The organism is Streptomyces sp. ISL-100, assembly GCF_018614615.1.
In the GTDB taxonomy this organism is placed as follows: domain Bacteria; phylum Actinomycetota; class Actinomycetes; order Streptomycetales; family Streptomycetaceae; genus Streptomyces.
This window is the reverse complement of sequence record NZ_JAGGOK010000005.1, coordinates 1-26,878: the sequence shown is the minus strand read 5'-3', so window position 1 is coordinate 26,878 and position 26,878 is coordinate 1. Positions and strand designations below refer to the sequence as shown.

Below are 26,878 nucleotides of genomic sequence, written 5' to 3'. Positions count from 1 at the left end.
AGACCCTCCCCGGTGTGACTGACCACCCAGACGAGACTCATGACGAAGCCCACGGCGGAGCCCTCGGCGCGCGCCTGAACTGGCTGCGTGCCGGGGTGCTAGGAGCGAACGACGGCATCGTCTCCACAGCCGGCATCGTCGTCGGCGTCGCCGGCGCGACGGACGAGCGGTCCGCGCTCCTGACAGCGGGCCTCGCCGGACTGCTGGCCGGGTCGATGTCGATGGCGGCGGGGGAGTACGTATCGGTCTCGACGCAGCGCGACTCGGAGGAGGCGGCGCTGGCCCAGGAGAAGCGCGAGCTGCGGGAACAGCCCGAGGAGGAACTGGCGGAGCTGACCGAACTGCTGGCCGCGCGTGGCCTGTCCGAGGACGTGGCCCGCGAGGCCGCCCAGCAGCTCACCCAACGCGACGCGTTGCGCGCGCACGCGCGCGTGGAGCTCGGCATCGACCCAGAGGACCTCACCAACCCCTGGCACGCGGCGGCCGCCAGCTTCGTCGCCTTCACGGTGGGCGCCCTGCTCCCACTCCTGGCGATCGTCCTCCCGCCCCCGCCCTGGCGACTCCCGGTCACGGTCGTCTCGGTCCTGCTCGCCCTGGCCCTGACGGGCTGGAGCAGCGCCAGGCTGGGCGCTGCGCCGCCACGGCCGGCTGTGCTGCGGAACATGGCGGGCGGGGCGCTGGCGATGGCGGTGACGTACGGGGCGGGGTCGCTGCTGGGGGCGGCGGGGGTCTAGCGGTAGTGCAAGAGCCGCCCCGGTGGGAAAAGCGTGGTTGCGCGCGCTGTCGTACCGAGGTACGTGTGAACTGTCAGCTGCTCCAAATCTGCGAGCGGAGTCAGATCGAGGGGGCCGCCGCAGTCGCTGAGTCGCAAGCGGGTCAGGTGGGGCAGGTCGCGCAGAGGCTCAAGGCCAGAGACGATCTGGCACGTGCCCAGTTGCAGTGTTCTGAGTTCCTGGTGGCGGACAAGGGTGGAGAGGTCGAGGGCCGATTGTTCTCTGAGTGACAGACCGGTCAGTGGCGAGGAGTGACGCTGCCGGGCCAGTTGGCAAGCCTGCTCGTCCCCCACGATTGTCAGGTCCCTGAGGGCGGGCCAGCGTTCCAGCCCGTCGAGGCGCAGCACCCGAGCCTCACCGATCAAGAAGAGGTTCGTGAGTCCGGCGCCGACCGGGATGTCACCGACGCTCGCCTCCTGCGGAAGGAAGTCGAGTCCCAGGACGTGCAACTCGGGCAGCTCGGCGAGGGGTGCCAAGGACAGGCCTTCGGCGAACCGGTAGAGAAACAACTGACGGAGTGGCAGGCCGTGCAGCGGTCCGAGCGCCCTCACCGACGGACAGGTGTCGAACCCCAGCGACTTCAGTTGACTCAGGGCGGACAGTGGGGACAGATCGCACAGCCCGGGATCCTCGTGAAAGAACAAGCCCTCCAACGACGTGTGGTCAGTAATTTCGGAGGGGATCCCGTGCGGACCTTCGAGCCGGACCCAGGTGAGGTGATGCAGACCGGGAAGCTCAGCCACTTGCTCCCGTGTGCGGACCTTAAGATAGGTCCGCGGCAGTGTGGCGCCCGAAAGCACCCTCTCCACGTACTCCCTCGTGTCGAACGCACCCCAGTGCTTGGACACTTCGAAAGTCACACGGAAGCGCGTGTCCGTGCGGAACCGGGTGATGACCTCCAGCGCCGCATCACCCCCGATCAGCCCCGCTGTCCGTACGACTGCCTGGGCGCACCACTCGTCCAGCCCCTCCGGCCCTGGCAGGAGCTCCGGCACCAGCTCGCCCACCTTGGCGAGTTCCTCCGCCTCATCCAGATTCTTCGGCGGCAGCAGCTCCTCCGTTCGCGCCTGCACATCCGCCCGCACCACCGGATCCAGCTCCGGAGCATGCTCCAGACACGCAGCCGATAGCAGCACCAGCCGATGCCGCCACCGCTTGGCCTTGTCCGCGCGGCGCAGCAACTGCCGTAGCAACCGCGCCCGTTCCTCCACGCGGGCGTGCCCGACCGCCATCTGCACGACGTCGTCCCACTGGTCGTCGTGCGCGTTCTGTACGAGCACCCCGAAGTCCCGCGCCTCCACCGCCGCCTTCGCGCCCAGGTAGTCCTGGAAGGTGCGGTGTACGAAGTTGATGGCACCCGGCGACGGTTCACGCAGCAGCCCACTGCGGATCAGCAGGTGCGAGAACACCTGTTGCGCCGTGCCCTGCACCTGCGGCATGGCAGCCAGCCACTCCGCGACCATTTCCACGGCATCAGGGATCTCCGCCTCCACCTGACCGTTGCGGATGAGCCAGTACGCGAGCCGCTGGAGCAGCGCCGTCTGCTCCTCGCGGGTGAGATCGACGCCCTCGACACTTACGATCTCCCGCTCGGTGTCCCGTCGTACGAGCAGCATGTCCAGCGCCGCGTCGTACAGCTCCTTCCGCACGCGTGGGAGCTGCATCCGCCGGTCCCGGTTCAGGGCGCACAGCACGGCGCACATCAGTGGATTGGTCGCCAGCCGTCCCAGGTCACGCCGCGTAGTGACCGCCTTCAGCAGCGACTTCTCGTACGTGTCGAGGAGCTCCCGTTCCGCGTCGGACAGGCACTCACGCCGCGCCGAGTCGTGCCAGTGCGCGACGAACGCCCGAATGTCCTCCCGCTCCATCGGCAGCAGCGAATGCGCTACGAACCCCTGCCCCGCAAGCCAGTCCTCCGGCACCGCCGAAGGCCGCGTCGTCACGACGTACCGAGCCTGGGGGAACGCCGCGATCAGGGCTTTGAGCCACGCCTCCGTACGGCTCCGCAACCGCATCGGCACCTCGTCCACGCCGTCGACGAGGACCAGCGCCCGTCCCTCCGTCAGCAGCGACTCCGCCCAGCCGGCGGGTGCGTCCAGCGGGACGCCGGTCGCCCGCAGGAAGTCACCCGGCAGGGGCAGGGCTTCGGACGAGGTGAAGGCCCGCAGCCGCAGCACGAACGGCACGCACCTGTTCCAGTCGTCGAGCTCCTGACCGAAGCTGCGCCGCGCCGCGTTCAGCGCCAGCCACTGCACCAGCGTGCTCTTGCCCGCCCCGGCGGGTCCCCGCAGCAGCAGCCGGTCCGTACCGTCCAGCGCCTGCTCAGCCTTGACCGTGCCCTGCGCCGCCCATGGCCCCATGACATCGGGCCGGGGACCGCCGTCCCCGCTCACCGCGAGACTGATGTACGCCGTGTCCAGCGGCCACTCGCTGCCCGACCGCCCCAGCGTCAGCCCGAACAGCTCCAGCCGCCCGTGCGTCCCCGCCACGAAGTCCGCGTACCGCTGCTCGAAGGCCAGTGCTTCGGCGTCCGGACGTGGGCCCACCCTCGCCTTTACGTCCGCCACCAGCTCCCGCGTGCGTCCGGCCGCCCGCGTCTGTTCCACCGCTGCCCGCGCGGGGAATTGGGGGTGCGCCGTCAGTTGCTCCACCAGATGCGCGCAGCACAGGCCGAGCAGCTCGCCGTACAGGTCCTCGGCCCGCGAGCTCAACCCGGCCACCGGCCGTCGCAGCTCATCCGCCAGCCGCACCGCGTCCAGGTCGAGCGCGAACAGCCGCTCGGCGCCGATCTCCCCCGCCGCCTCGAACGCGTCCCGTACCGCGTCCGCCGCCGCCAGCCGCTCGGCCTCCGGCAGGCCGGCGTACGACGACCCGGACAGCCGCCGCCCCAGCACCTTCGCCAGCCGGTCGGGGCTCGCCGGGCTTGGCAGCGGGCGGACCGGGGCGTCGACCAGGCCCGCTCCGGGGCGGGGGATCAGGAGGGACTTGGCCGCCGCGCCCGCGACGGTGCCCGCGAGCCGGGCTAAGACAACTTCGAGGCCCTGCAAGGCGGTTCCTCCCGTGGAAGGGCTGGTGTCGGCCGACAAGCATCGTATGACGGACGCCCCACGCGACAGAGGGCCGATCGGGCATCGTGCACCCGCTGACAAGCCGTCTTACATACTTGTGGGTAACAACCCCTAGCCGAGCGCTCACCTGCGCCTCTATCGTGCGGGCATGCCGAACCTGCCCGATGTCGTGCTGTGGTCGATACCCGCCTTCGTACTGCTCACCGTGCTCGAAATCGTGAGCTACCGTCTCCATCCCGACGAGGACGCCGCCGGGTACGAGACCAAGGACGCCGTCACCAGCGTCAGCATGGGGCTCGGCAGCATTGCGTTCGATCTGCTCTGGAAGATCCCGATTGTCGCGATCTACATGGCGGTGTACGAGCTGACGCCCGCCCGCGTCCCCCTCCTCTGGTGGACGATCCCGCTGATGCTGCTCGCGCAGGACTTCTTCTACTACTGGTCCCACCGCGGCCACCACGTCATCCGCATCCTCTGGGCCTGCCACGTCGTCCACCACTCCAGCCGCAAGTTCAACCTCACCACCGCCCTGCGCCAGCCCTGGACGACGCTCACCGTCTGGCCGTTCTACCTGCCGCTGATCGCATGCGGCGTGCACCCGGCCGCGCTCGCCTTCTGCTCGTCCGCGAACCTCGTCTACCAGTTCTGGGTGCACACCGAGCGGATCGACAAGCTGCCGCGCCCCTTCGAGTACGTCCTGAATACCCCATCCCACCACCGCGTCCACCACGCCTCCCAGGGCGGCTACCTGGACCGGAACTTCGGCGGCATCCTCATCCTCTGGGACCGGCTCTTCCGCTCGTTCGCCGCCGAGACCGAGCGGCCCGTCTTCGGCCTGACGAAGAACATCAGCACCTACAACCCACTGCGCGTCGCCACCCACGAGTACGCCGCCATCGCGCGCGACGTACGCGCGGCAACCACCTGGCGCGAGCGCGCGGGCCGGATATTCCGCGGCCCGGGCTGGCAGCCGCGCCGCCCGGCGGAGCCGGGAGTGACCGGGCAGACGCAGGAAGCCGCTGCGGGAGGCGCCGCGTGAGTGCCACCACCGGGTGGGCCCGGGGGCTCCTTGCCGCCTTCGTCGTCGCGGTCCTCGCCGACCTCGGCTCGCTCGCGGCCGGGGCCGACCCCGGCCACACGATCGCCAAGCCACTGCTGATGCCGCTGCTCGCGGCGTACGCGGCCGTGCGCGGCGCACCGCGCCTGCTCGTCGTCGCGCTGCTCTTCGGCTGGGGCGGCGATGTGTTCCTGCTCGCCGACGCGGACTGGGCGTTCCTCGTCGGCATGGGCTGCTTCGCCGCCGGTCACGTCTGCTACCTCGTGCTGTTCGGACGCGGCAGCCGTACGTCCAAAGTCCTCGGCGCCGGGTACGCCGTCGCCCTCCTCACCACCGTCGCCCTCCTGTGGCCCGACCTCCCCGCCGAACTGCGGATCCCGGTCGCGGGATACAGCCTGCTGCTCACCGCCATGGCGTTTCGCGCGAGCGGCCTCGGCCTGTACGCCGGACTCGGCGGCGCACTCTTCCTGCTCTCCGACACCCTCATCGCCACCGGCGTCGCAGAGTGGCCCCAGCTGCCCGCACCCGACTTCTGGATCATGCTCACCTACGCGGCCGCGCAGTATCTGCTGGTCAGAGGGGTTCTGGGGCGGCGCCAGGAGCCCCCGGCCGCCCCGTCGGCATACCGCGAAGGCCGCACAACCGGTACAACCGTCTGAGCACCAGGTCGTCAGTGACGCCGTGACATGCGAACGGGCCGCCCGGATGGAGTCCGGGCGGCCCGCTCTCGTGCGTACTTGCCTACTTCTTGGTCACGGCGTCCAGCGCGTCGGCGATGCCGACCCCGTAGAAGCCGTTGTAGTTCTTACCGCCCTCGCACACCGCGTCGATCTTTCCGTCGCCGTTGATGTCGTACGGGTCGGTGCACGGCGCCGCGTCCGCCTGGCTCGCCAGGAGGGACTTGATGCGCTTCGCCGAGGCGTGCGGATGCGTGCTCTTGATGAGCGCCGCCACGCCGGCGACGTGCGGGGAGGCCATCGACGTACCCGCCATGTAGCCCCACTGGCCACCCGGAACCGGGCCCAGGATCAACCCGCTGACCGCAGGCGGCGCGGGCCGCTGGTACGCCGTGCTGTCGCCGCCCGGAGCCGCGATGTCTATGACACCGTGACCGTAGTTCGAGAACGACGACTTGATGCCCTTCGCACCGGTCGAAGCGACCGTGACGACGCCCGGCAGCTGCGTCGGGGCGTCGAGGCACTCGCTCGGGTCGATGTCGCGCGGCACCGGGGTGGTGTCGTTCGGGCTCGTCGTGTCATTGATCGAGTCCGCCGCGAGGTCGTAGTTCGAGTTGCCGGCCGCGGCGACGTTCACCGCGCCCTTCTTCTCGGCGTACTGCGAGGCCCGGACGATGGCGTCGACGAGCGCCTTCTGGTCCGGGTCGTCCTTGCAGTTGAACATCCACGGGTCGGTGTAATAGCTGTTGTTCGTCACATCGACGCCGTGCTCGGCCGCCCACACGAAGCCGCAGACCACCGACTCGGTGTAGAAGAAGCCGGCCGTCGTGGACACCTTGATGCCGGAGACCTTGACGCCCGGCGCGACACCGGTGACGCCGACACCGTTCTTCGCGGCGGCTATCTCGCCCGCCACGTGCGTGCCGTGCGGGCTCTCCTCGGCCGACGGGCGCCAGGCGCCGTCCGCCGTATTGGGCTTGCCCGTCACGCAGTTGACCGACGCCTCGCGGTCGAAGTTCGGCGCGAGGTCCGGGTGGGTGTCGTCGACACCCGTGTCGATCACGGCGACCGTGACGTCCCTGCTGCCGAGCGTCTTCTCGTGGGCCTTGTCCGCCTTGATGGCGGGCAGGTCCCACTGCAGCGGCTGCAACGGATCCTGGCCGTCGACGGCGAGCGCGGACGCCGCCTCAACCTCGACGCCGGTAAGGGCCTTCGGCGTACCGACATCCTTCGTCGACTGGGCGGGCAGCGGCGCCGTACGGGTCGCACCCGCCGACTGCACGCCCTTGACTCCCCGCATCGTCTTCGCGAACGCGTCGTTCGACGAGTGGACGACGATCACGCCTATCTGGTCGTACGCCTGGACAATCGTGCCGCCGGCCCGGGCGATGGCCTTCTTCACCATGGCCGAATTGCCCTTGCCGGGGCGCACGTTGACGACGTAACTCAGCGGCGTGTCCGCGGTCTCGGCGAGCGACAGCCTGGCATCGAGCGCGCCCGGCGTACCGAGAGCGTCGGCCGACGTCGCCGACGCGGTGCCGGGCAGGAACGCGAGCGCGGCGGTGATGGCCATGCCCGCGGATATGGCCACGGTGCGGCGGGACCGCGGGGTGCGGTGCGGCGTCATGAAACCTCCGGTGCGCTGAAGCGAGCGTGTACTCGGGCGGTCACTTCTTGACGGCGTCGAGAGCGTCGACGACACCCGAGCCGTAGTAGCCGTTGTAGTTCTCGCCGCCCTCACAGGTGGTGGCCTCGACCCACTTGCCGGCCGAGTCGTAGACGTGCGTCGGGCAGCCCGGGTTGTCGGCCTGCGCCTTGAGCAGCGCCTGGAGCTGCGCCGGCGTCGCCTTCGGGTGCGCGCTCTTCAGCAGCGCGGCTACGCCCGCGACGTGCGGGGTGGCCATCGAGGTGCCCTGCTTGTAGCCGTAGCCACCGTTCAGGACGGTCGACAGGACCCGGCCGTTGGCGTCCGGCGTGGCCGGGATCTGCCACTTGTCGCCGCCGGGGGCCGCGACGTCGGCGACGCCGTACCCGTAACTGGAGTAGTACGACTTGACGTTCTTGTCGCCCGTCGCGGTGACCGTCATGACGCCCGGGAGCTGCGTCGGGATGTCGAGGCACTCCGACGGGTCGATGATCCGGTCGCCGGGGGTGGTGTCATTCGGGCTGGAGTCGTCGAGGATCTCGTCGGCCGACAGGTCGAAGTTCGAGTTGCCGGCCGCCGCGACGTTCAGGGCACCCTTGTGCTCCGCGTACTTCGTCGCGCGCGTCAGGGCGTCGAGCAGCGCCTTCTGGTCCGGGTCGTCCTTGCAGTTGAACATCCACGGGTCGACGTAATAGCTGTTGTTCGTTACGTCGATGTCGTGCTCGGCGGCCCACACGAAGCCGCAGACGACCGCCTCGGTGAAGAAGAGGCTGGTGCCCGGCTCGCTGACCTTGATGCCCGCGAGCTTCACGCCCGGCGCGACACCGGCGACGCCGAGTCCGTTGCGCGGAGCGGCGATCGTACCGGCGACATGCGTGCCGTGGTCACTGCCGTCGGTGTACGGACGCCAGGCGCCCTCCGAGGAGTCCGCGACGCCGCCGACACAGTTGGCCGACTGGGACTTGGAGAAGTTCGGCGCGAGGTCCGGGTGGGTGTCGTCGACACCGGTGTCGATCACACCGACGGTGACCTTGCTGCTGCCGTCATTGACCTTGGCGGCCTTGTCCGCACCGATGGCGCGGATGTCCCACTGGTTGGCCTCCAGCGGCTCCTGACCGGGCGCCGCGGCGGCCTCGGCCTTCGCGGCCTCGGCCGCGGACAGCTTCTGGGTGGTGCCTTCCTCGGTGATACCGACCGGCGTGAGCGGGGCGGTGCGGGTCGCGCCCGCCGAAGCCACGCCCCTGGCGGCACGTATCTGCTTGCCGAAGTCCGGGTTCTGCGAGTGGACGACGATGACGCCTATCTGGTCGTAGGCGTGCACCACGGTGCCACCGGCCGCGGCGATCGCCCGCTTCACCGACGCGCTCGTGCCGTAGCCACCCTTGGTGTTGACCACGTACGACAGCTTCGGACCTGTGGCGGTCGAGGCCGCCGTCACGGCGGGGCCGTCCAGCGGCGCGGCCGAGGCGGCAGCTCCGGGCAGGAAGCCGAGCGTAGCCGTGAGAGCCAGTCCGACGGGCAGGGCCAGTGTGCGCTGCCGTCTGGATCCCAGATGAGCCATGGGTTCTCCACATCATCCGTAAGAGCCGCCCCTGCGCGGGTGCACATGAGCGGGTACATGACGAGTGAAGCTAGCGCCGATCATGCGTTCGTATCAACGTGTTGGGAAAAGAAATGGCGGATGCCGAACCGAGTCGTGATGCGATCCGTGCCGTTGTCAGGGGGACGAGCACCACAAGCCCCCCACCAGTGAGGTCACATTGCCTACCCCACCCACCCCACCCACCGCACCCGCGTCGCGAGGAGATTCCGTGGCAACCGATGCACCACCGCCCCAGGCCGGCCCGGCCCCGATCCGGACAGGGCACACGACAGAGGAATTTGTCGAGGTGCAGGAGAGCGCCGAATTCGGTGAACTGCGCCGTGCCCACCGTTCCTTCGCCTTCCCCCTGACGATCGCCTTTATCGCCTGGTACCTGCTGTACGTCCTGCTGTCCAACTACGCGGGCGGCTTCATGGGAACCAAGGTCTTCGGCAACATCAACGTGGCTCTCGTCCTCGGCCTCGCCCAGTTCGCGACCACCTTCCTCATCGCCTGGTTCTACTCGCGCCACGCCGCCACGCAGCTCGACCCGAAGTCCGAGGCGATCAAGTCCCGTCTGGAGAGCGACGCATGAGCCCCGCGCTGACCACGGCGACCACGTTCCAGCTCGCCGCCGCCGGCGACGCCAGCGAGCACCGGCCGCTTATCATCACCCTCTTCGGTCTTTTCGTCGTCGCCACCCTGTTCATCACGGTTTGGGCGGGTCGTCAGACCAAGAGCGCCTCCGACTTCTACGCCGGCGGGCGCCAGTTCACCGGCTTCCAGAACGGCCTCGCCATCTCCGGCGACTACATGTCCGCCGCGTCATTCCTCGGCATCGCCGGCGCCATCGCCCTCTTCGGTTACGACGGCTTTCTCTACTCCATCGGCTTCCTGGTCGCCTGGCTGGTCGCGCTGCTCCTCGTCGCCGAGCCGCTGCGCAACTCCGGCCGTTACACGATGGGCGACGTCCTCGCGTACCGCATGCGCCAGCGTCCCGTGCGCACCGCCGCGGGCACCTCCACGATCGTCGTGTCGATCTTCTACCTGCTCGCACAGATGGCGGGCGCGGGCGTGCTGGTCTCGCTGCTCCTCGGCATCACCAGCGACGCCGGCAAGATCCTCATCGTCGCACTCGTCGGCGTCCTGATGATCGTGTACGTCACCATCGGCGGCATGAAGGGCACCACCTGGGTCCAGATGGTGAAGGCCGTCCTGCTCATCGCGGGCACCCTGCTGATCACTTTCCTGATCCTGCTGAAGTTCAACTTCAACCTCTCCGACCTGCTCGGTACGGCGGCCTCCAACAGCGGCAAGGGTTCCGCGTTCCTGGAGCCGGGCCTCAAGTACGGCCTCACCGCCACCTCGAAGCTCGACTTCATCTCGCTCGGCATCGCCCTGGTGCTCGGCACCGCCGGCCTGCCGCACATCCTGATCCGCTTCTACACGGTCCCCACGGCCAAGGCCGCCCGTAAGTCCGTGAACTGGGCGATCGGCATCATCGGCGCCTTCTACCTGATGACGATCGTGCTCGGCTTCGGCGCCGCCGCGATCCTCAAGCCCGGCGACATCATCGCGTCCAACAAGGCCGGCAATACGGCGGCCCCGCTCGCCGCCCTGGAGATCGGCGGCGGCGCCGACTCCGCGGGCGGCGCGATCCTGCTCGCCGTGATCTCCGCCGTCGCGTTCGCCACCATCCTCGCGGTGGTCGCCGGCCTCACCCTCGCGTCCTCGTCGTCGTTCGCGCACGACATCTACGCCAACGTCATCCGGCGCGGCAAGGCCACCGAGAAGGAAGAGGTACGGGCCGCACGCTGGGCGACGGTCGCCATCGGCGTCGTCTCCATCGCGCTCGGCGCCCTCGCCCGCGACCTGAACGTGGCCGGTCTGGTCGCCCTCGCCTTCGCGGTCGCCGCGTCCGCCAACCTCCCGACGATCCTCTACAGCCTCTTCTGGAAGAAGTTCACGACGCAGGGCGCCCTGTGGTCCATCTACGGCGGCCTGGTCACCTCCGTGGGCCTCGTGCTGTTCTCGCCCGTCGTCTCCGGCAAGCCGTCGTCGATGTTCCCGAGTGCGGACTTCGCGTGGTTCCCGCTGGAGAACCCCGGGCTGATCTCGATCCCGCTCGGCTTCCTGCTCGGCTGGCTCGGGTCCGTACTGTCGAAGGACGAGCCGGACAAGGGGAAGTACGCGGAGCTGGAGGTCAAGTCACTCACGGGCATCGGCGCGCACTGAGCGTACTGAGCGCACTGAGCGCACCACCTTTCCCACAGCGGGGGCTTTGTGGCCGCGTCGTAGAGTCGTACGACGCGGCCACACAGCTCCCGTGGTATCGGAGCCCCCGTTGTTGTCAGAGGTGTCGCGTAGGCTCGACAACGTTCGACAAAGACGAATTCCGGATCGGGGAGTGGGTCGAGGATGCTTATCGACACTTATGGCCGAGTAGCCACTGACCTGCGCGTTTCGCTCACCGACCGCTGCAATCTGCGCTGTACGTACTGCATGCCCGAGGAGGGGCTGCAGTGGCTGGCGAAGCCGGATCTGCTCACGGACGACGAGATTGTGCGGCTGATCGGCATCGCGGTGACCGACCTCGGCGTGACCGAGGTGCGCTTCACCGGCGGCGAGCCGCTGCTGCGCCCCGGTCTTTTCGGGATAGTCGAGCGCTGCGCCGCCCTCGCGCCGCGCCCCAAGATGTCTCTCACCACCAACGGAATCGGCCTCAAGCGCACCGCCGTCGCCCTCAAGGCGGCCGGCCTGGACCGGGTCAATGTCTCGCTCGACACCCTGCGCCCCGACGTCTTCACGACCCTTACCCGCCGAGACCGCCACCACGACGTGATCGACGGCATGGCGGCCGCTCGCGACGCGGGCCTGACCCCGGTCAAGGTCAATGCCGTACTGATGCCCGGGCTCAACGACGACGAGGCCCCCGACCTGCTCGCCTGGGCCGTCGAGAACGAGTACGAGATGCGCTTCATCGAGCAGATGCCGCTCGACGCCCAGCACGGCTGGAAGCGCGACGGCATGATAACCGCCGGTGACATCCTGGAGTCTCTGCGTACCCGCTTCACGCTCACCACTGAGGGCGAGGGCGAGCGCGGCTCGGCGCCCGCGGAGCGCTGGGTCGTCGACGGCGGCCCGCAGCGCGTCGGCGTCATCGCCTCCGTCACGCGACCGTTCTGCCGGGCCTGCGACCGGACCCGGCTCACCGCCGACGGTCAGGTACGCACGTGCCTGTTCGCCCGCGAAGAGTCGGACCTGCGCGGCGCCCTGCGCTCCGGCGCCCCGGACGAGGAGATCGCCCGGCTGTGGAAGCTGGCGATGTGGGGCAAGAAGGCGGGCTCCGGTCTCGACGACCCGTCCTTCCTGCAGCCCGACCGCCCCATGTCAGCCATCGGAGGCTGACCGAGCCTCCCACTCCTCCAGCGCCACCACGTCCTTCAGGAAGCCGCGTACGCCGAGGAACTGGGAGAGGTGCTCCCGGTGCTCCTCGCAGGCGAGCCACGTCTTGCGGCGTTCCGGAGTGTGCAGCTTCGGGTTGTTCCAGGCGAGAACCCACACGGCGGCGGAGCGGCAGCCCTTGGCGGAGCAGACGGTGGCGCCGGCATCGGAGGAGCCGGGGAAAAGAAGGGAATCAGGGGAGTTCACGCACTCAACCCTAGGTCAAAAAGGCGACGCCGAGCAGCCACGGGGGGAGCTGCCCGGCGTCGGTCCGTCGCTCCGACGGGGGATGCGGAGCGCCTACGAAGTATGTCACGCGACATGGGGTGTGGTGCACCGGAACTTCATGATTGATCTGAGCTTTTATTGAGCTTTGCAGACCGCGCGGGATCAACTCTGTTCATGAGGCTGTTGCTCACGGCCCGGGCCTGAGGCCTCCGGCCCGGGTTCCTCGGCGGCCGGTTCGGCGGAGCGTTCCAGGGCCGGCCGGACGGGCGTCGGGATGTAGGCCGAGGGCAGCGAAGGGGCATTCTCGCGGCCACCGTTGGCGATGACCACGGCGATGTACGGGAGGATAAGTCCCAGAGCCAGGGCCACGATCGCGACGTGCCGCTCCACGTCCCACAGGACCGCGGCCAGGATCACGGCGACCGTCCGTATCGACATCGAGATCACATACCGGCGCTGCCGGCGGCGTACGTCGTCGGCCAGCCCCTGCCGGGCTCCGGTGATCCGGAAGACCTCGGTTCCGCTGTGCTTCCGCATCACGTTCCACCACCCGATTCCGCGCCGGACACTCCCTGACCGGACGCCTTCCACGGTACGCCGACGGTCCGCCGCATTCGAGATCGGGGCATCCCTACCTGCGTGCACGCCCACCGCCGGATCACGTATGGCGGTGTCCGGCATGCGCTGTACGGGCGGCCGTCCGAGACTGGGCCACATGCGCACACCGCGCCGCATGAGGAGGCGACATGAGTTGGTTGTGGGCAATCATCGTGGGTCTGGTCCTCGGTCTGCTCGCCAAGGCGATCATCCCCGGCAAGCAGCAGATCCCGCTGTGGCTGACGGTGGTGTTCGGCATCCTAGGCAGCATCGTCGGCAACTCTGTCGCGGCGGGGATCGGCGTCGACGAAACCAAGGGGATCGACTGGATCCGGCATCTGCTCCAGCTGATCGGCGCCATCGTGATCGTCGGAGTCGGCGACATGTTGTGGGCATCGATGAAGGGCAAGAGACGCCGGACGACCTGAGCGATGTGCGCCTGTACGTACAGCCGTACAGGCAAAGAGAAGCGGCCGGGCGTGGAATCCCACGCTCCCGGCCGCTTCTCTTCGCGTAGCGACTCAGCCGGCCGCGACCTCGATCGCCGCCAGGTTCTTCTTGCCTCGCCGCAGCACCAGCCAGCGGCCGTGCAGCAGGTCGTCGGACGCCGGTACGGCGTCCTCGTCGGCGACCTTGACATTGTTCACGTAGGCCCCGCCCTCCTTGACCGTGCGGCGGGCGGCCGACTTGCTCGGGGCCAGCCCCACCTCCACGAAGAGGTCCACGACGGACCCGAGCTCCGCGACCTTCGCGTGCGGCAGCTCGGACAGCGAAGCGGCCAGCATCGCCTCGTCCAGACCGGCGAGCTCGCCCTGCCCGAACAGCGCCTTCGACGCCGCGACGACCGCCGCGCACTGCTCGGCGCCGTGCACCAGCGTCGTCAGCTCCTCGGCCAGCGCACGCTGGGCGGCGCGGGCCTGAGGCCGCTCCTCGGTGAGCTTCTCCAGCTCTTCGAGCTCGGTGCGGCTCTTGAAGCTGAGGATGCGCATGTACGGCGAGACGTCCCGGTCGTCCACGTTCAGCCAGAACTGGTAGAACGCGTACGGCGTGGTCATCTCCGGGTCGAGCCAGACGGCGCCGCTCTCGGACTTGCCGAACTTGGTCCCGTCCGCCTTGACCATCAGCGGCGTGGCCAGCGCGTGCACATTCGCGTGCGGCTCCAGGCGGTGGATCAGGTCGAGACCCGCCGTGAGGTTGCCCCACTGGTCGCTGCCGCCCTGCTGGAGCGTGCAGCCGTGGCGCCGGTACAGCTCCAGGAAGTCCATGCCCTGAAGCAGCTGGTAGCTGAACTCCGTGTAGCTGATGCCCTGGTCGGACTCCAGCCGCCGGGCGACCGAGTCCTTGGCGAGCATCTTGCTGACGCGGAAGTGCTTGCCGATGTCCCGCAGGAACTCGATCGCGGACATGCCCGCGGTCCAGTCCAGGTTGTTGACCATGACGGCCGCGTTCGGGCCCTCGAAGGAGAGGAAGGGCTCGATCTGGGCGCGCAGCCGCGACACCCAGTTCGCGACCGTCTCCGGGTCGTTCAGGGTGCGCTCCGCGGTCGGCCGCGGGTCACCGATCTGGCCGGTGGCCCCGCCCACCAGGGCGATCGGCCGGTGCCCGGCCTGCTGGAGCCGGCGCACGGTGAGGACCTGCACCAGGTGCCCCACGTGCAGGCTGGCCGCTGTCGGGTCGAAGCCGCAATAGAACGTGACCGGACCGTCCGCGAGAGCCTTGCGCAGTGCGTCCTCATCAGTGGACTGGGCGAACAGCCCGCGCCACTTCAGCTCGTCGACGATGTCCGTCACGGTCTTGACTCTCCTTGAACGATTTGAACAGTGTTTGAACGCTGAGGATTGCTCCCGGCCAGTCTATGGGCGTCATACGCCCTTGCTGACCGAACTCATATTGAAGTCCGGGATGCGCAGCGCGGGCATCGAGGCCCGGGTGAACCAGTCGCCCCACTCGCGCGGCAGCGTTTTCTCAACTCGCCCGGCCTCGGCGGCCCGCGACAACAGGTCGACCGGCGACTCGTTGAACCGGAAGTTGTTCACCTGGCCGACGACCTCGCCGTTCTCGACGAGATAGACACCGTCCCGGGTCAGTCCGGTCAGCAGCAGCGTCGCCGGGTCGACCTCGCGGATGTACCAGAGGCAGGTCAGCAGCAGCCCGCGCTCGGTACCGGCCACCATCTCCTCCAGCGACCGCTCGCCCCCACCGTCGAGGATGAGATTGCCGATCGCCGGCGCCACCGGCAGTCCGGTCAGCCCCGCGCTGTGCCGCGTCGAGATCAGACGCTCCAGCCTGCCGTCCCGCATCCAGTCCGTCGGAGACAGCGGCAGCCCGTTGTCGAAGACGGACGAGTCGTCCCCCGAGGAGTGCGCGACCACGAAGGGCGCCGACTCCAGGCCGGGCTCGTTCGGGTCGCTGCGCAGCGTCAGCGGCAGCTCGGACAGGGTCTCGCCGACGCGGGTCCCTCCGCCGGGCTTGCTGAACACCGTCCGCCCCTCCGCGGCGTCCCGGGCGGCCGACGACCACAGCTGGTAGATCAGCAGGTCGGCGACAGCGGTGGGCGGCAGCAGCGTCTCGTACCGCCCCGCCGGGATTTCGATCAGACGCTCGGCCCAGCCGAGCCGCGTGGCCAGGTCGGCGTCGACGGCGGCGGGGTCCACGTCCTTGAAGTCCCGCGTGGAGTACCCGGCCCAGGCGGAGCGCGTACGGTCCGGCGACTTGGCGTTGATCTCCAGCGTGCCGTTGGGCTGGTCGTGACGCAGGCGCAGACCCGTCGACGTACCGAGATAGGTCGAGGTCATCTCGTGGTTCGCGAAGCCGTACAGCTCGCGGCCCCCGGCCCTGGCGCGGGCAAAGGCCTCGCCGAGCGCGGGTGCGAAGTCGGTGAAGACGCTGGAGGAGGTCTCGGCGGGCGCGTCCCTGAAGTCCGGGGAGTCCGGCACCCCGGACACCAGCGGCTGGGCGTCCTCCGCGGGCCCGGCGCCACGCGCCGCGGCCTCGGCGGCCCGTACCAGCGGCTCAAGATCATCAGCGGTCACGGCAGACCGCGACACCACCCCGGACGCGGTCCCTTCCGCACCGTCGACGGTCGCGATGACGGTGAGGGTACGCCCGCGCGTGACGCCGTTGGTCGTCAGCGCGTTGCCCGCCCAGCGCAGATTGGCGGAGGAATTCTCGTCGGCGATGACGACGCAGCCGTCGGCCGTGGACAGCTCCAGCGCCCGCTCGACGATCTCGTACGGCTTGGCTGTGCGACTCATCGGCCTGCCTCCTGCGACGTGTTGAGACTGTGCTTACCCGGGGAGTAACCCCCGGACCCCCAGTCGGGGGCGGTGCGGCTGAGCTCGCGGCTCATCGGCCCGCCTCCTGCGAGGTGTTGAGACTGTGCTTACCCGGGGAGTAACCCCCGGACCCCCAGTCGGGGGCGGTGCGGCTGAGCTCGCGGCTCATCGGCCCGCCTCCTGCGAGGTGTTGAGGATGTTGACCCCGCGGAACAGAGCCGAAGGACACCCGTGCGAAACGGCAGCGACCTGGCCCGGCTGGGCCTTGCCGCAGTTGAAGGCGCCGCCCAGGACGTACGTCTGCGGGCCGCCGACCGCGGTCATCGAGCCCCAGAAGTCGGTGGTCGTCGCCTGGTACGCGACGTCGCGCAGCTGGCCCGCGAGCCGGCCGTTCTCGATCCGGAAGAAGCGCTGCCCGGTGAACTGGAAGTTGTAACGCTGCATGTCAATGGACCACGACCGGTCCCCCACCACATAGATGCCGCGCTCGACGCCCCCGATCAGGTCCTCGGTCGAGAGCCCGCCCGGATCAGGCTTCAGCGACACATTGGCCATCCGCTGCACGGGCACATGAGCGGGCGAGTCGGCAAAGGCGCAGCCGTTCGACCGTCCGAGCCCCGTCAGCTTCGCGATGCGCCGGTCCAGCTGGTAGCCGGTGAGCGTGCCGTCCTTGATCAGATCCCAGGACTGCGCCTCGACGCCCTCGTCGTCGTACCCCACCGTGGCGAGCCCGTGCTCGGCGGTCCTGTCACCCGTCACATTCATGATCGACGATCCGTACGCCAGCTTCCCGAGCTGGTCGAAGGTGGCGAAGGAGGTCCCGGCGTACGCCGCCTCGTACCCCAGCGCACGGTCCAGCTCCGTCGCGTGACCGATCGACTCGTGGATGGTCAGCCACAGATTCGAGGGGTCCACCACCAGGTCGTACGTCCCCGACTCCACACTCGGCGCGCGCATCTTCTCGGCGAGCAGCGACGGAATCCGCTCCAGCTCGGAGTCCCAGTCCCACCCAGTCCCGAGCAGGTACTCCCACCCTCGCCCGACCGGCGGTGCGATGGTCCGCATCGAGTCGAACTCACCACTCGTCGCGTCCACCGCGACCGCGGTGAGCTGCGGATGCAGCCGCACCCGCTGTTGGGTGGTGACGGTGCCGGCGGTGTCCGCGTAGAACTTGTTCTCCTGCACGGTCAGCAGCGAGGCGTCCACATGCGCGACGCCGTCGGCCGCCAGCAGCCGCGCGCTCCAGTCCGCGAGCAGCCCGGACTTCTCCTCGTCCGCCACATCGAAGGGATTGATGTCGTACGACGAGACCCACGTCCGGTCGGCGTGCACCGGCTCGTCGGCCAGCTCCACCCGCTCGTCGGACCCGGCCGCCTTGATCACCTTCGCCGACAGCTTGGCCATCGCCACCGCCTGCCCCGCGACCCGCGCGGCGGCGTCCATGCTCAGGTCCACCCCGGACGCGAACCCCCAGCTGCCGCCGTGCACCACCCGTACCGCGTACCCCAGGTCAGTGGTGTCGGAGGAACCCGATGGCTTGGCGTCACGCAGCCGCCACGCCGCGCTGCGCACCCGCTCGAAGCGGAAATCGGCATGGTCGGCGCCCAGCGCCCGGGCACGCGCGAGCGCCGCGTCGGCGAGCGCGCGCAACGGCAGCGCGAGAAATGACTGGTCGACCTGATGGGCCACGAAGGACTCCCCTTCTCTTCTTCTCAAAGTGCTCCGGAGTGAACCATGCCGCGAACGCACTCGGGTCGGCTACACCTTTCCAAAGCCCGACACCGGATCCCGGCCGCAGTGCCGGGACATCGAAGCGCCGAGGCCTCGCCGGCTCAGGAGTGAGTCACGATCACCCGAACATCCGCCCCAATTGCCGCATTGACGTGCGATTTAGTGGATGGTCGGTTCCCAGGGGTAGTCTCTCGGTCACGCCGGGTTGACAGTCAACTAGCGGAGCGGCGGCGAGTGTTGGGGTGATGGCGGATGGTCGGGCGCGAGGTGTCACCGGCGGATCACCAAGACAAAGAGATCCGTGAAGTCCTCAAGCGGCTCGTTGCCGCCGGCTGGGCGCTGCGCAAAGAAGGGCACTGGGGGCGGCTGTACTGCTCCTGTCCCGGAGGAGGCTGCCTCACCATCCCGGTACCGGGAACCGCGAAGAATCCGGGGCGCACGGCCCGCAATATCGCCCGGCGCGCGAAGCTCTGTCCGCTGCCTGAAGACGACCCGCGCCGTTCCTTCGGGGCGGGTGTTGTCGTTTGACAACGTACCGAGCCTGGGTAAGTCTGCCCTCGGGGGGTGGCGAACTCTGGCGCGGAGGTTTGTGAAAGCACGGACAAGGGGGGTGGAGGTCGAGGTGGAGTACGAGTTTCTCTTCGTCGTCGACGGCATCAGCGTGGACGACGACGTGGCGGTCGGCATCATCTTCGATGAGTTCGACGGGCTGCTTACCCGCCACCGGGGCAAGCATCTTCTCGATGTGTCCGAATCCGGCGACAGTGCCATCGATGCGGCGCACCGTCTTGTCGTGCGACTGCGCAGGGAGCTTCCCAAGCTCCGGTTGCTGCGGCTGGATCCGGATCTGGTCGGCGTGGCGGACATCGCCGAGCGGGCCGGCCGCAGTCGGCAGAACGTCCTGCAGTGGGTGAACGGTGAGCGGCACAAGGACGCAGCCCCCTTCCCCGACCCGGAGGGCACCGTCGGGCGTTCGCTGGTCTGGCGTTGGGCCGAGATCAATGCCTGGCTGGCGGGGATCGGCGAGGGCGTCGGCGATGCGGGGGCCACCCGCGAGGACGCCTTGCACATCGACTTCATGCTGCCGCGCTGGCAGCAGGTCCTCGATGACGGACTGCCGATGGTGCGTTTCGTCCACGCCATGCCGCAGGACGACCGGTCGGCCGACCGGGCAGCAGTCGCGGAGTTGCTGGAAGGCACTCTCTCCGCGCCGGGCGTGCTGGAGATGATTTCCGCGTTCCCCCGGGCCGAGCGACAGCGGCTCACCGTGATCTGCGCCGTGCTGCCCGACCGCCTGGACGCGGTGGTCTCACGCATCGCCCGCGACGAGACCTCGGTGATCCTCGCCTACCAGGGACAGGAAAACGGTCTCTACCTCACCCCTGTCACCGCACGCGACGTGCCGGGCTCCCGGCCCGTCTCGGAACTGGGGCTCGGGCCCGACGCGACCGTTGGTGACCTCCTGCTTGTCATCGACAACGGTGCGGTGGCGCCCACCACGCCGGTCGCTTTTGCCTGAGCGACTGTAGGGACCCGACAGAGGGTGTCGTGCGGCGCTGTCAGGGGTCGATTCTCCGTACGTGGTCCGGTACCGATAGTTTCGGTCAGTACCAGACCGCTATCGAAAGGGTGATCCGTTGAGCCGCTCGGTTCTCGTCACCGGAGGAAACCGGGGCATCGGCCTCGCCATCGCCCGCGCTTTCGCCGACGCCGGCGACAAGGTCGCGTTCACGTACCGTTCCGGCGAACCGCCGGCCGCCCTCACCGAACTCGGTTGCCTCGCCGTCAAGTGCGACATCACCGACACGGAGCAGGTGGAGCAGGCCTACAAGGAGATCGAGGAGAAGCACGGTCCCGTGGAGGTGCTGGTGGCCAACGCCGGCGTCACCAAGGACCAGCTCCTCATGCGCATGTCCGAGGAGGACTTCACGTCCGTCCTCGACACCAACCTCACCGGCACCTTCCGGGTCGTCAAGCGCGCCAACCGCGGCATGCTGCGCGCCAAGAAGGGGAGGGTTGTGCTGATCTCCTCCGTCGTCGGGCTCCTCGGCTCGGCCGGGCAGGCGAACTACGCCGCCTCCAAGGCCGGTCTGGTCGGCTTCGCGCGCTCCCTCGCCCGTGAGCTGGGCTCGCGCAACATCACCTTCAACGTCGTCGCGCCCGGGTTTGTCGACACCGACATGACCGGGGTGCTCACGGACGAGCAGCGCAAGGGCATCGTCGCCCAGGTGCCGCTCGGCCGTTACGCGCAGCCGGAGGAGATCGCAGCCACCGTGCGCTTCCTCTCCTCCGACGACGCGTCGTACATCACTGGAGCCGTCATCCCGGTTGACGGCGGATTGGGCATGGGGCACTGATCACATGAGTGGAATTCTCGACGGCAAGCGCATCCTCATCACGGGTGTGCTGATGGAGTCCTCCATCGCCTTCCACACCGCCAAGGTGGCCCAGGAGCAGGGTGCCGAAGTCATCCTGACCGCCTTCCCCCGCCCCACGCTGACCGAGCGCATCGCGAAGAAGCTGCCGAAGCCGGCAAAGGTCATCGAGCTGGACGTCACGAACACCGAGCACATGGACCGGCTGGAAGGCCTGGTACGTGAGGAGCTCGGCGGCCTCGACGGCGTCGTCCACTCCATCGGCTTCGCGCCGCAGGACGCGCTCGGCGGCAACTTCCTCAACACGCCCTTCGAGTCCGTCGCCACGGCGATGCACGTATCGGCGTTCTCGCTGAAGTCGCTCACCATGGCCTGCCGCCCGCTGATGGGCAGCGGCAGCTCGGTCGTCGGCCTCACCTTCGACGCCCAGTTCGCCTGGCCGCAGTACGACTGGATGGGCCCCGCCAAGGCCGCGCTGGAGGCCACCTCCCGCTACCTCGCCCGCGACCTGGGCCCGGACAACATCCGGTGCAACCTCATCTCCGCCGGACCGATCGGCTCCATGGCCGCCAAGTCCATCCCCGGCTTCTCGGAACTCGCGAGCGTCTGGGACAACCGTTCCCCGCTGAAGTGGGACATGTCCGACCCGGAGCCGGCCGGCCGCGGCGTCGTCGCGCTGCTCTCCGACTGGTTCCCGATGACGACCGGCGAGATCATTCACGTCGACGGCGGCCTGCACGCAGTCGGCGCGTAACCCCGCACAGCTCTCACGAAGCCGCGCGACCGTCCAGCAGACGGCGCGCGGCTTCCGTGCGCTCCGGGTCGATCCGGATGCGTACGCCGTCGAAGTCCGGGCCCGGGTCGCCCTCTGTGCGTGATCCGTCGCCTCAAGTCGAAAAGACGGGCGACTCCCCGCACACTGAGGAAACCGGGACATACCCGGCGCTCTGTGGGGAGGAGGTGGCGCATGTGCGCCCGTCGAACCGTCGAGCGGCAGCAGGCCTGCTGGCCGTGGTCGCCGTGGCCGGACTGGCCGCCCCAGCCGTCGCGGGGCGCGCGGCCGATCCCGATCGCAAGCCCGCGAAGAAGGCCGCCGACCAGAAGGCCGGCCAGAAGGCACCCAGGAAAGTCGACGACAAGGTCACGCTTTTCGGCTCCACCTGCCGGACGACCGTCGAGGGCTCGCGTGTCGTCGCGTACTGCCACAACCCGTACCCCGAGTCCGACCTGGTCCAGCTGCACACCGAATGCGAGCGCTGGTGGGACATCGACGCGGACGGCTCACCCGTCGAGGTCGGTCCGGCGCAGACAGTACGGCTGACCGACCGCTGCTGGAAGGAAGTCCGCGCGGCCTGGGTCAGCCACCATCGGATGTAGCCCCACGCGTGCACGCTCGACATGCTTACACCCGGTCCCCGAGGCACTTGAGCGAGTATCCCGCCGCCTCGGTGGCCGCCGTCTGTGCGTCCCGCGCCCGGATCGCCTCGATCAGCCGGCCGTGATCCATGTGGTCCTCCGGGCGCAGCTCCTGCCCCACGTCGTCCCGCAGCCAGTCGCGCAGCAGGTCGCCGAGGTCGGCGTAGAGCCCGATGAGCACGTCGTTGTGCGAGGCGGCGACCACGGCCAGGTGCAGCGTCGCGTCCGCGCGGACGAACAGTTCCGCGTCGCCCGAGGCCCACGCCTCCTCCCGCCGTGCGAGCACCGCGTCCAGCTGCCGCACATCACGCTCGGTACGCCGCTCCGCCGCCAGCCGGGCCGCCGACGACTCCAGGGTCGAACGCAGCTCCGCGATATGGCGCGGGTCGGCGCCCGCGAACCGGCGGTGCATGACACCGGCCAGCTCGCTGGTGGCGATGACGTACGTACCGGATCCCTGCCGGATGTCCAGCAGCCCGTTGTGCGCCAGCGCGCGCACCGCCTCCCGGACGGTGTTGCGGGCCACGCCCAGCTGCTCGACCAGCTCGGGCTCGGTCGGGATGCGCGACCCCACGGGCCACTCGCCCGAGGTGATCTGGTTGCGCAGCTCGGTGATCACCTGGTCGGCAAGAGCCGAACGCCGGGGAGAGGTCAGCGCCATGGTGTTCGTGCTCCTCGTTCAGGATTGGACAACCGATTGGACAACCAATCATCCCATGATTCTATGATGGTCCCCATGCCCCAGGACGAGACCCGAACCCTGAACCCCGCCCCCGTAGCCTCCCTACAGCAGGAGCAGCCACGCCCGCGGTCGGTCTGGGTGACCCGGCTCGTGATCCTGGGACTCGTCCTCGCGGCGCTCAATCTCCGTCCGGCCATCACCAGCCTCGGCCCGCTCCTCGAAGAGGTCCGCACTGCCCTCGGCATGAGCGGCGGCGTCGCCGGCCTCCTGACCTCCGTACCGCCGCTCTGCTTCGCCGTCTTCGGCCTCACCGCACCCCGGCTCGCCCGCCGCTTCGGCCCCGGCGTGATCGTCTGCGCGGGCATGGCGGCCATCGCGCTCGGCCTGCTCATCCGCCCCTACCTGGGCGGTACGGCCGGATTCCTCGCGGCCAGCGCGCTCGCTCTCATGGGCATCGCGGTGAGCAACATCCTGATGCCGGTCATCGTCAAGCGCTGGTTCCCCGACCGCGTCGGCCAGATGACCGGCCTCTACTCGATGGCCCTCGCGCTCGGCACCGCGCTCGCCGCGGCCGCCACCGTCCCCATGACGCACGCGCTGGGCGGCAGTTGGCAGACCGGCCTGGCGGTGTGGGGCACCCTGGCCGCCGTCGCCGTACTGCCGTGGCTCGTCCTGACCCGCCACCCCAGCACCCGGTCGCCCAAGAAGCACACGGCCGCCGCCCAGGAGCAGGGGAGCAGCGCCCCGGCCCCCACCCTGAGCATCACCCGCAGCCGCACGGCCTGGGCGCTCGCCTGCTTCTTCGGCCTCCAGGCCACCGCGGCGTACATCACCATGGGCTGGATGCCGCAGATCTTCCGCGACGCGGGAGTCTCCGCCGGCACGGCCGGTGTGCTGCTCGCCGTGACCATGGCGATGGGCATACCGCTGGCGTTAGTCATCCCGCGCGTCGCCTCCCGGATGCGTACCCAGGGCCCGATCGTCGTCGTCCTCGGCCTCTGCGGCCTCATGGGTTACGCCGGCCTTTACGTCGCCCCGGCCTCCGGCGCCTGGGCGTGGGCCCTGCTGCTCGGCGTCTCCAACTGCGCCTTCCCGCTGGCCCTGACCATGATCGGCATGCGGACCAGGAGCGGCGCGGGCGTCGTCCGCCTCTCCGCGTTCGCGCAGAGCACCGGCTACCTGATGTCGATCCCGGGGCCGCTGCTGGTCGGCGTGCTGTACCAGCACAGCGGCAGCTGGGGCCTGCCGATCGGTCTCATGGCGGGCCTGATGGTGCCGCAGATCGTGGTCGGTGTGCTGGCCGGGCGCAACCGCACGATCGAGGACGAGCTGGGCTGACCCGGCGGGGTCCGGGCGTACAAAGGGTGCGAGACTGGCCGTATGCCTGTACTCGACCCCAATCCCCAGAACGGCCAGAAGAAGCTGCTGCTCGTGCTCGGCTCGATGATGGCCATCACGGTCATCATCTCGATCATCGCGACGCTGGCCTCTCCGTAACGTCAACCTCTGACCTTCGGTGCCCCGGTAGTGGGGTTTTCCCCACCGTCCCCTAGGGGGCCAGGGTCAGGGTGAAGTGAGTGGGTCACCGGATGGGTTCCCGCGCGCGCACTCCGTAGGTTCGACGTACATCAGCCGAACAGTAAAACGGAGGCGGTCATGGCGGCCCGCGCGCACACCCGGACCCATGCCCCGGTTGCCGGGGCCTCCGGCGTCGACATCCGCCTTCCGTGGTGGGCCGTCGCTCTGCCCGCCCTCGCTTTCGCCGTCCTGCTGCTCCTGATCGCGGGGCCGGGCGAGGCGCACGCGGCGAGCGGCGATCCGACGGTCGCGTACCTCGTGGAACGCATCCAGCAGGCCCTGTCCCACTAGCTCCCGCCGGTCGCCGGAGCCCCATTCACCCGTGCTGAGGGAGCCCGCCAACACCCTGCGCCCCGTGGCGGGATTCGTGCGAAGCTGGGATGCATGAGCGTCGATACACCCCGCAGGATCGTCCTACTCCGGCATGCGAAGGCCGACTGGCCGCAGGTGTCCGACCACGATCGGCCGCTCGCCGACCGGGGCCGCAAGGACGCCCCGGTTGCCGGCCACCGACTGGCGGACACGGGCATCGCCTTCGACCTGGCTCTTTGCTCGACGGCGGCCAGGACCCGCGAGACCTGGAAGCTGGCCGTGCACGAACTGCCGCAGCGTCCCAAGACCGTCTACGAGGAGCGGCTGTACGAAGCCACTCTCGGTGACCTTCTGGCGCTCCTGAACGAGACCCCGGACGAGGTGAACGACCTCCTCGTCATCGGGCACAACCCGAGCATGCACGCGGCCGCGGACGCGCTCTCGGGCAGCAGCGAGGGTGATGCGATGGCCCGGATGACCAAGAGCGGCTTCCCGACCGCGTCGTTCGCGATCGTCGGCTTCAACGGCTCCTGGAAGTCCGTGGAGCACGGCGTGGGCAAGCTGCTCGACTACTGGGCCCCACACGACTGAGTACGTACGAACAAGGCCCCGGCGCGGAATCCGCACCGGGGCCCAGACGTACTTACTCACTCACTCTGTGAGGCCGTCGGCAGCCTCGACCTCTTCACGGGTGATGCCGAGCAGATACAGCACAGTGTCGAGGAACGGCACATTTACGGCGGTGTCGGCGGCCTTGCGCACGACGGGCTTGGCATTGAAGGCGACGCCCAGCCCGGCGGCGTTCAGCATGTCGAGATCATTGGCGCCGTCGCCGATCGCGACGGTCTGGGCGAGCGGTACGCCCGCCTCGGCGGCGAAGCGGCGCAGCAGCCGGGCCTTGCCCGCACGGTCCACGATCTCGCCGATGACGCGGCCGGTGAGCTTTCCGTCGACGATCTCCAGCGTATTGGCGGACGCGAAGTCCAGCCCGAGCCGCTCCTTCAGGTCGTCCGTGACCTGCGTGAACCCGCCGGATACGACGCCCACTTGGTAGCCGAGCCGCTTGAGCGTACGGATGAGGGTGCGGGCGCCGGGAGTGAGCCGCACTTCCTGCCGCACCTTGTCCACGACGTCGGCGTCGAGCCCGGCGAGCAGCGCGACGCGCGCGTGCAACGACTGCTCGAAGTCCAGCTCGCCGCGCATCGCCCGGTCGGTCACCTCGGCGACCTTGTCCTCGCAGCCGGCGTGCGCCGCGAACAGCTCGATGACCTCGTCCTGGATGAGCGTGGAATCCACGTCCATGACGACGAGCCGCTGGGCGCGCCGGTGCAGCCCCGCGGACACCACGGCCACGTCGATCCCGAGCTCGGCTGCCTCCAGCGCGAGCGCGGTGCGCAGCGGCTCGGTCTCCGTACCGGAAACGGCGAACTCCACTGCGGTGACCGGGTACTTGGCCAGCCGGAAGATGCGGTCGATGTTGCCGCCGGTCGAGGTGATCGTGGCCGCTATGGCGGCGGTCGACTCGGCGGTGAGGGGGTGCCCGAGCACCGTGACATGCGAACGCCCGCTGCCGCGCGGCCGGTTGTCGCCCGTACCCGAGATGATCTCGGCCTGGAGCCTGAGGGAGTCGGCCCAGCTGTGCACGGTGGCCCGCAGCTCACCGGAGGTGCTCACGGTGGGCTCGGTGACGAGGGCGCACAGGACGATGCGGCCACGGGTGACGACCTGCTCGATGTCGACGACGTCGACGGAGTAGGCGGCAAGCGTGTCGAAGAGCCCGGCGGTGATGCCGGGACGGTCCTTCCCGAAGATCTTGACGAGAAGGGTCGGGGCAGCGTCAGGGGACTGACTGGGCTGACTGGGCTGAGAAGCGCTCATGATGCCTCTACCGTATCGGGCCCCCTTCCCCCGCTCACCTCCTGTCCCGAGGACCGGACACGCGCACCGGCGCGAATCCACCCGGGCCGGCAAAATCAGCCCCCCGGCGTTTGAGGAGCGGCATCTGGGGCGGAGCCCCAGCAGCCCACCCGGCAAATCCAGCCCGTGCGGCGCTTGAGGACCGGGGCCTGGGGCAGCGCCCCAGTCCGGGAAGGGGCGGGTAGGGGAGAGGCCCGCAGGGACCGGTCACCGGGGCCGCCACCCCGGCGGCGGCCCCGGCGGCGGAGGCCCCTCCTCCGGAGGAGCGGCGGGCGGGGGCACCGGCCCCACCCGGGCCCCGGCGGCGGAACCACCGGCCCCACCACAGTCGGCGCCCCATGCACATCCTCCGGCGCCCGCAGATAAGGATTCGTATCCCGGTGCGACGGCCGATACGCGGGGGACGGCCGATACGGCCCCGGCACATACGCCAGATCCGGATACGTCCTCCCACCCGCACCACCCCCCGCGGCAAGAGCGGCCACCCGACCCCCCGCCGCCCCCGCCGCACAGGTCAGCAG

26 protein-coding genes are annotated in these 26,878 nt (G+C 69.4%); 16 read left to right on the top strand and 10 right to left on the bottom strand.

Going from position 1 to position 26,878, the window contains the following annotated elements; all coding sequences use genetic code 11:
* Nucleotides 1-14 precede the first annotated feature (14 nt).
* Complete coding sequence (locus tag J7E89_RS03550) at nucleotides 15-734, top strand: VIT family protein (protein ID WP_308315315.1); 720 nt, start codon at nucleotides 15-17, stop codon at nucleotides 732-734.
* Here the strand turns inward: J7E89_RS03550 and J7E89_RS03545 are convergent.
* Nucleotides 731-3,820 (bottom strand): NACHT domain-containing NTPase, encoded by a 3,090-nt coding sequence (locus J7E89_RS03545; RefSeq protein ID WP_214968192.1) that lies wholly within the window; start codon nucleotides 3,818-3,820, stop codon nucleotides 731-733. The genes J7E89_RS03550 and J7E89_RS03545 overlap by 4 nt on opposite strands.
* 169 nt (nucleotides 3,821-3,989) lie before the next feature.
* Between J7E89_RS03545 and J7E89_RS03540 the strand changes: the two genes are divergently transcribed.
* Both J7E89_RS03540 and J7E89_RS03535 read left to right on the top strand, forming a co-directional pair.
* Nucleotides 3,990-4,880, top strand: a complete 891-nt coding sequence (locus J7E89_RS03540; protein WP_214968190.1) for a sterol desaturase family protein — start codon at nucleotides 3,990-3,992, stop codon at nucleotides 4,878-4,880.
* Entirely contained in the window at nucleotides 4,877-5,557 is a 681-nt protein-coding gene (locus tag J7E89_RS03535) for a lysoplasmalogenase (RefSeq protein WP_214968188.1), read from the top strand. Before J7E89_RS03540 ends, J7E89_RS03535 begins: the two co-directional genes overlap by 4 nt.
* A gap of 82 nt (nucleotides 5,558-5,639) precedes the next feature.
* Here the strand turns inward: J7E89_RS03535 and J7E89_RS03530 are convergent, their stop codons facing one another.
* A complete protein-coding gene (locus tag J7E89_RS03530) occupies nucleotides 5,640-7,202 on the bottom strand; it encodes a S8 family serine peptidase (protein WP_214968185.1) in 1,563 nt (520 codons plus the stop codon).
* Between the two features lie 40 nt (nucleotides 7,203-7,242).
* The gene (locus J7E89_RS03525; protein WP_214968182.1) at nucleotides 7,243-8,781 is read right to left on the bottom strand and encodes a S8 family serine peptidase; all 1,539 of its coding nucleotides are present in this window, start codon (nucleotides 8,779-8,781) and stop codon (nucleotides 7,243-7,245) included.
* Between the two features lie 250 nt (nucleotides 8,782-9,031).
* On the opposite strand from J7E89_RS03525, the gene J7E89_RS03520 reads away from it, so the two are divergent.
* The 3 genes from J7E89_RS03520 to moaA all read left to right on the top strand — a co-directional run bounded on the left by J7E89_RS03520 (nucleotide 9,032) and on the right by moaA (nucleotide 12,210).
* On the top strand, nucleotides 9,032-9,397 hold the full coding sequence (locus tag J7E89_RS03520) for a DUF485 domain-containing protein (RefSeq protein WP_214968179.1): 366 nt from the start codon (nucleotides 9,032-9,034) through the stop codon (nucleotides 9,395-9,397).
* Nucleotides 9,394-11,037, top strand: a complete 1,644-nt coding sequence (locus J7E89_RS03515; RefSeq protein ID WP_214968176.1) for a cation acetate symporter — start codon at nucleotides 9,394-9,396, stop codon at nucleotides 11,035-11,037. The genes J7E89_RS03520 and J7E89_RS03515 overlap by 4 nt, the downstream gene beginning before the upstream one ends.
* Nucleotides 11,038-11,220: 183 nt before the next feature.
* Entirely contained in the window at nucleotides 11,221-12,210 is a 990-nt protein-coding gene (gene moaA, locus J7E89_RS03510; protein WP_214968173.1) for a GTP 3',8-cyclase MoaA, read from the top strand.
* On the opposite strand, the gene J7E89_RS03505 is transcribed toward moaA, so the two are convergent.
* Both J7E89_RS03505 and J7E89_RS03500 read right to left on the bottom strand, forming a co-directional pair.
* Nucleotides 12,193-12,453 (bottom strand): hypothetical protein, encoded by a 261-nt coding sequence (locus J7E89_RS03505; RefSeq protein WP_214968171.1) that lies wholly within the window; start codon nucleotides 12,451-12,453, stop codon nucleotides 12,193-12,195. The genes moaA and J7E89_RS03505 overlap by 18 nt on opposite strands.
* A gap of 183 nt (nucleotides 12,454-12,636) precedes the next feature.
* Entirely contained in the window at nucleotides 12,637-13,011 is a 375-nt protein-coding gene (locus J7E89_RS03500; RefSeq protein ID WP_214968168.1) for a DUF3099 domain-containing protein, read from the bottom strand.
* A gap of 209 nt (nucleotides 13,012-13,220) precedes the next feature.
* Between J7E89_RS03500 and J7E89_RS03495 the strand changes: the two genes are divergently transcribed.
* The gene (locus tag J7E89_RS03495) at nucleotides 13,221-13,499 is read left to right on the top strand and encodes a GlsB/YeaQ/YmgE family stress response membrane protein (RefSeq protein ID WP_214968166.1); all 279 of its coding nucleotides are present in this window, start codon (nucleotides 13,221-13,223) and stop codon (nucleotides 13,497-13,499) included.
* A 93-nt stretch (nucleotides 13,500-13,592) separates the two neighbouring features.
* Here J7E89_RS03495 and tyrS read toward each other — a convergent pair whose 3' ends face one another.
* From tyrS to J7E89_RS03480, 3 genes are all read right to left on the bottom strand, one after another.
* Nucleotides 13,593-14,861 carry a tyrosine--tRNA ligase gene (gene tyrS, locus J7E89_RS03490; RefSeq protein WP_214968164.1) on the bottom strand — a complete coding sequence of 423 codons (1,269 nt, stop codon included), beginning with the start codon at nucleotides 14,859-14,861 and terminating at the stop codon, nucleotides 13,593-13,595.
* Between the two features lie 72 nt (nucleotides 14,862-14,933).
* The gene (locus tag J7E89_RS03485) at nucleotides 14,934-16,325 is read right to left on the bottom strand and encodes a metallopeptidase TldD-related protein (RefSeq protein ID WP_214968161.1); all 1,392 of its coding nucleotides are present in this window, start codon (nucleotides 16,323-16,325) and stop codon (nucleotides 14,934-14,936) included.
* A gap of 186 nt (nucleotides 16,326-16,511) precedes the next feature.
* Complete coding sequence (locus tag J7E89_RS03480) at nucleotides 16,512-18,035, bottom strand: TldD/PmbA family protein (protein ID WP_214968159.1); 1,524 nt, start codon at nucleotides 18,033-18,035, stop codon at nucleotides 16,512-16,514.
* A 294-nt stretch (nucleotides 18,036-18,329) separates the two neighbouring features.
* Between J7E89_RS03480 and J7E89_RS03475 the strand changes: the two genes are divergently transcribed.
* From J7E89_RS03475 to J7E89_RS03455, 5 genes are all read left to right on the top strand, one after another.
* Nucleotides 18,330-18,605, top strand: coding sequence for a hypothetical protein (locus J7E89_RS03475; RefSeq protein WP_214968157.1), 276 nt, complete (start codon nucleotides 18,330-18,332; stop codon nucleotides 18,603-18,605).
* A gap of 82 nt (nucleotides 18,606-18,687) precedes the next feature.
* Nucleotides 18,688-19,596, top strand: coding sequence for an AlpA family transcriptional regulator (locus J7E89_RS03470; RefSeq protein WP_251060055.1), 909 nt, complete (start codon nucleotides 18,688-18,690; stop codon nucleotides 19,594-19,596).
* Nucleotides 19,597-19,714: 118 nt separating this feature from the next.
* Nucleotides 19,715-20,434, top strand: coding sequence for a 3-oxoacyl-[acyl-carrier-protein] reductase (gene fabG, locus J7E89_RS03465; RefSeq protein ID WP_214968155.1), 720 nt, complete (start codon nucleotides 19,715-19,717; stop codon nucleotides 20,432-20,434).
* A 4-nt stretch (nucleotides 20,435-20,438) separates the two neighbouring features.
* Nucleotides 20,439-21,206 carry an enoyl-ACP reductase FabI gene (gene fabI / locus J7E89_RS03460; protein ID WP_214968153.1) on the top strand — a complete coding sequence of 256 codons (768 nt, stop codon included), beginning with the start codon at nucleotides 20,439-20,441 and terminating at the stop codon, nucleotides 21,204-21,206.
* A 215-nt stretch (nucleotides 21,207-21,421) separates the two neighbouring features.
* Complete coding sequence (locus J7E89_RS03455; protein WP_214968151.1) at nucleotides 21,422-21,829, top strand: hypothetical protein; 408 nt, start codon at nucleotides 21,422-21,424, stop codon at nucleotides 21,827-21,829.
* Nucleotides 21,830-21,854: 25 nt separating this feature from the next.
* Here J7E89_RS03455 and J7E89_RS03450 read toward each other — a convergent pair whose 3' ends face one another.
* Nucleotides 21,855-22,529: a FadR/GntR family transcriptional regulator gene (locus J7E89_RS03450; protein ID WP_214968149.1), complete on the bottom strand. Its 675-nt coding sequence runs from the start codon at nucleotides 22,527-22,529 to the stop codon at nucleotides 21,855-21,857.
* A 75-nt stretch (nucleotides 22,530-22,604) separates the two neighbouring features.
* On the opposite strand from J7E89_RS03450, the gene J7E89_RS03445 reads away from it, so the two are divergent.
* From J7E89_RS03445 to J7E89_RS03435, 4 genes are all read left to right on the top strand, one after another.
* Nucleotides 22,605-23,888, top strand: coding sequence for a CynX/NimT family MFS transporter (locus tag J7E89_RS03445; protein WP_214968147.1), 1,284 nt, complete (start codon nucleotides 22,605-22,607; stop codon nucleotides 23,886-23,888).
* A gap of 42 nt (nucleotides 23,889-23,930) precedes the next feature.
* Nucleotides 23,931-24,047 carry an SGM_5486 family transporter-associated protein gene (locus J7E89_RS40555; RefSeq protein ID WP_251060054.1) on the top strand — a complete coding sequence of 39 codons (117 nt, stop codon included), beginning with the start codon at nucleotides 23,931-23,933 and terminating at the stop codon, nucleotides 24,045-24,047.
* Between the two features lie 159 nt (nucleotides 24,048-24,206).
* Entirely contained in the window at nucleotides 24,207-24,419 is a 213-nt protein-coding gene (locus J7E89_RS03440) for a hypothetical protein (RefSeq protein WP_214968145.1), read from the top strand.
* Nucleotides 24,420-24,512: 93 nt separating this feature from the next.
* On the top strand, nucleotides 24,513-25,031 hold the full coding sequence (locus J7E89_RS03435) for a histidine phosphatase family protein (RefSeq protein WP_214968143.1): 519 nt from the start codon (nucleotides 24,513-24,515) through the stop codon (nucleotides 25,029-25,031).
* Nucleotides 25,032-25,091: 60 nt separating this feature from the next.
* Here J7E89_RS03435 and serB read toward each other — a convergent pair whose 3' ends face one another.
* On the bottom strand, nucleotides 25,092-26,318 hold the full coding sequence (serB, locus tag J7E89_RS03430) for a phosphoserine phosphatase SerB (RefSeq protein ID WP_214968141.1): 1,227 nt from the start codon (nucleotides 26,316-26,318) through the stop codon (nucleotides 25,092-25,094).
* Nucleotides 26,319-26,878: the final 560 nt, after the last annotated feature.

Bases quoted from the DNA above. Each gene is read 5' to 3' on its own strand.
- serB (WP_214968141.1), bottom strand. From the start codon at position 26,318: ATGAGCGCTTCTCAGCCCAGTCAGCCCAGTCAGTCCCCTGACGCTGCC.
- J7E89_RS03450 (WP_214968149.1), bottom strand. From the start codon at position 22,529: ATGGCGCTGACCTCTCCCCGGCGTTCGGCTCTTGCCGACCAGGTGATC.
- J7E89_RS03515 (WP_214968176.1), top strand. From the start codon at position 9,394: ATGAGCCCCGCGCTGACCACGGCGACCACGTTCCAGCTCGCCGCCGCC.
- J7E89_RS03440 (WP_214968145.1), top strand. From the start codon at position 24,207: ATGGCGGCCCGCGCGCACACCCGGACCCATGCCCCGGTTGCCGGGGCC.
- J7E89_RS03500 (WP_214968168.1), bottom strand. From the start codon at position 13,011: ATGCGGAAGCACAGCGGAACCGAGGTCTTCCGGATCACCGGAGCCCGG.
- J7E89_RS03485 (WP_214968161.1), bottom strand. From the start codon at position 16,325: ATGAGTCGCACAGCCAAGCCGTACGAGATCGTCGAGCGGGCGCTGGAG.
- J7E89_RS03475 (WP_214968157.1), top strand. From the start codon at position 18,330: ATGGTCGGGCGCGAGGTGTCACCGGCGGATCACCAAGACAAAGAGATC.
- J7E89_RS03495 (WP_214968166.1), top strand. From the start codon at position 13,221: ATGAGTTGGTTGTGGGCAATCATCGTGGGTCTGGTCCTCGGTCTGCTC.
- J7E89_RS40555 (WP_251060054.1), top strand. From the start codon at position 23,931: ATGCCTGTACTCGACCCCAATCCCCAGAACGGCCAGAAGAAGCTGCTG.
- moaA (WP_214968173.1), top strand. From the start codon at position 11,221: ATGCTTATCGACACTTATGGCCGAGTAGCCACTGACCTGCGCGTTTCG.
- J7E89_RS03525 (WP_214968182.1), bottom strand. From the start codon at position 8,781: ATGGCTCATCTGGGATCCAGACGGCAGCGCACACTGGCCCTGCCCGTC.
- J7E89_RS03530 (WP_214968185.1), bottom strand. From the start codon at position 7,202: ATGACGCCGCACCGCACCCCGCGGTCCCGCCGCACCGTGGCCATATCC.
- J7E89_RS03435 (WP_214968143.1), top strand. From the start codon at position 24,513: ATGAGCGTCGATACACCCCGCAGGATCGTCCTACTCCGGCATGCGAAG.
- fabI (WP_214968153.1), top strand. From the start codon at position 20,439: ATGAGTGGAATTCTCGACGGCAAGCGCATCCTCATCACGGGTGTGCTG.
- J7E89_RS03540 (WP_214968190.1), top strand. From the start codon at position 3,990: ATGCCGAACCTGCCCGATGTCGTGCTGTGGTCGATACCCGCCTTCGTA.
- J7E89_RS03445 (WP_214968147.1), top strand. From the start codon at position 22,605: ATGCCCCAGGACGAGACCCGAACCCTGAACCCCGCCCCCGTAGCCTCC.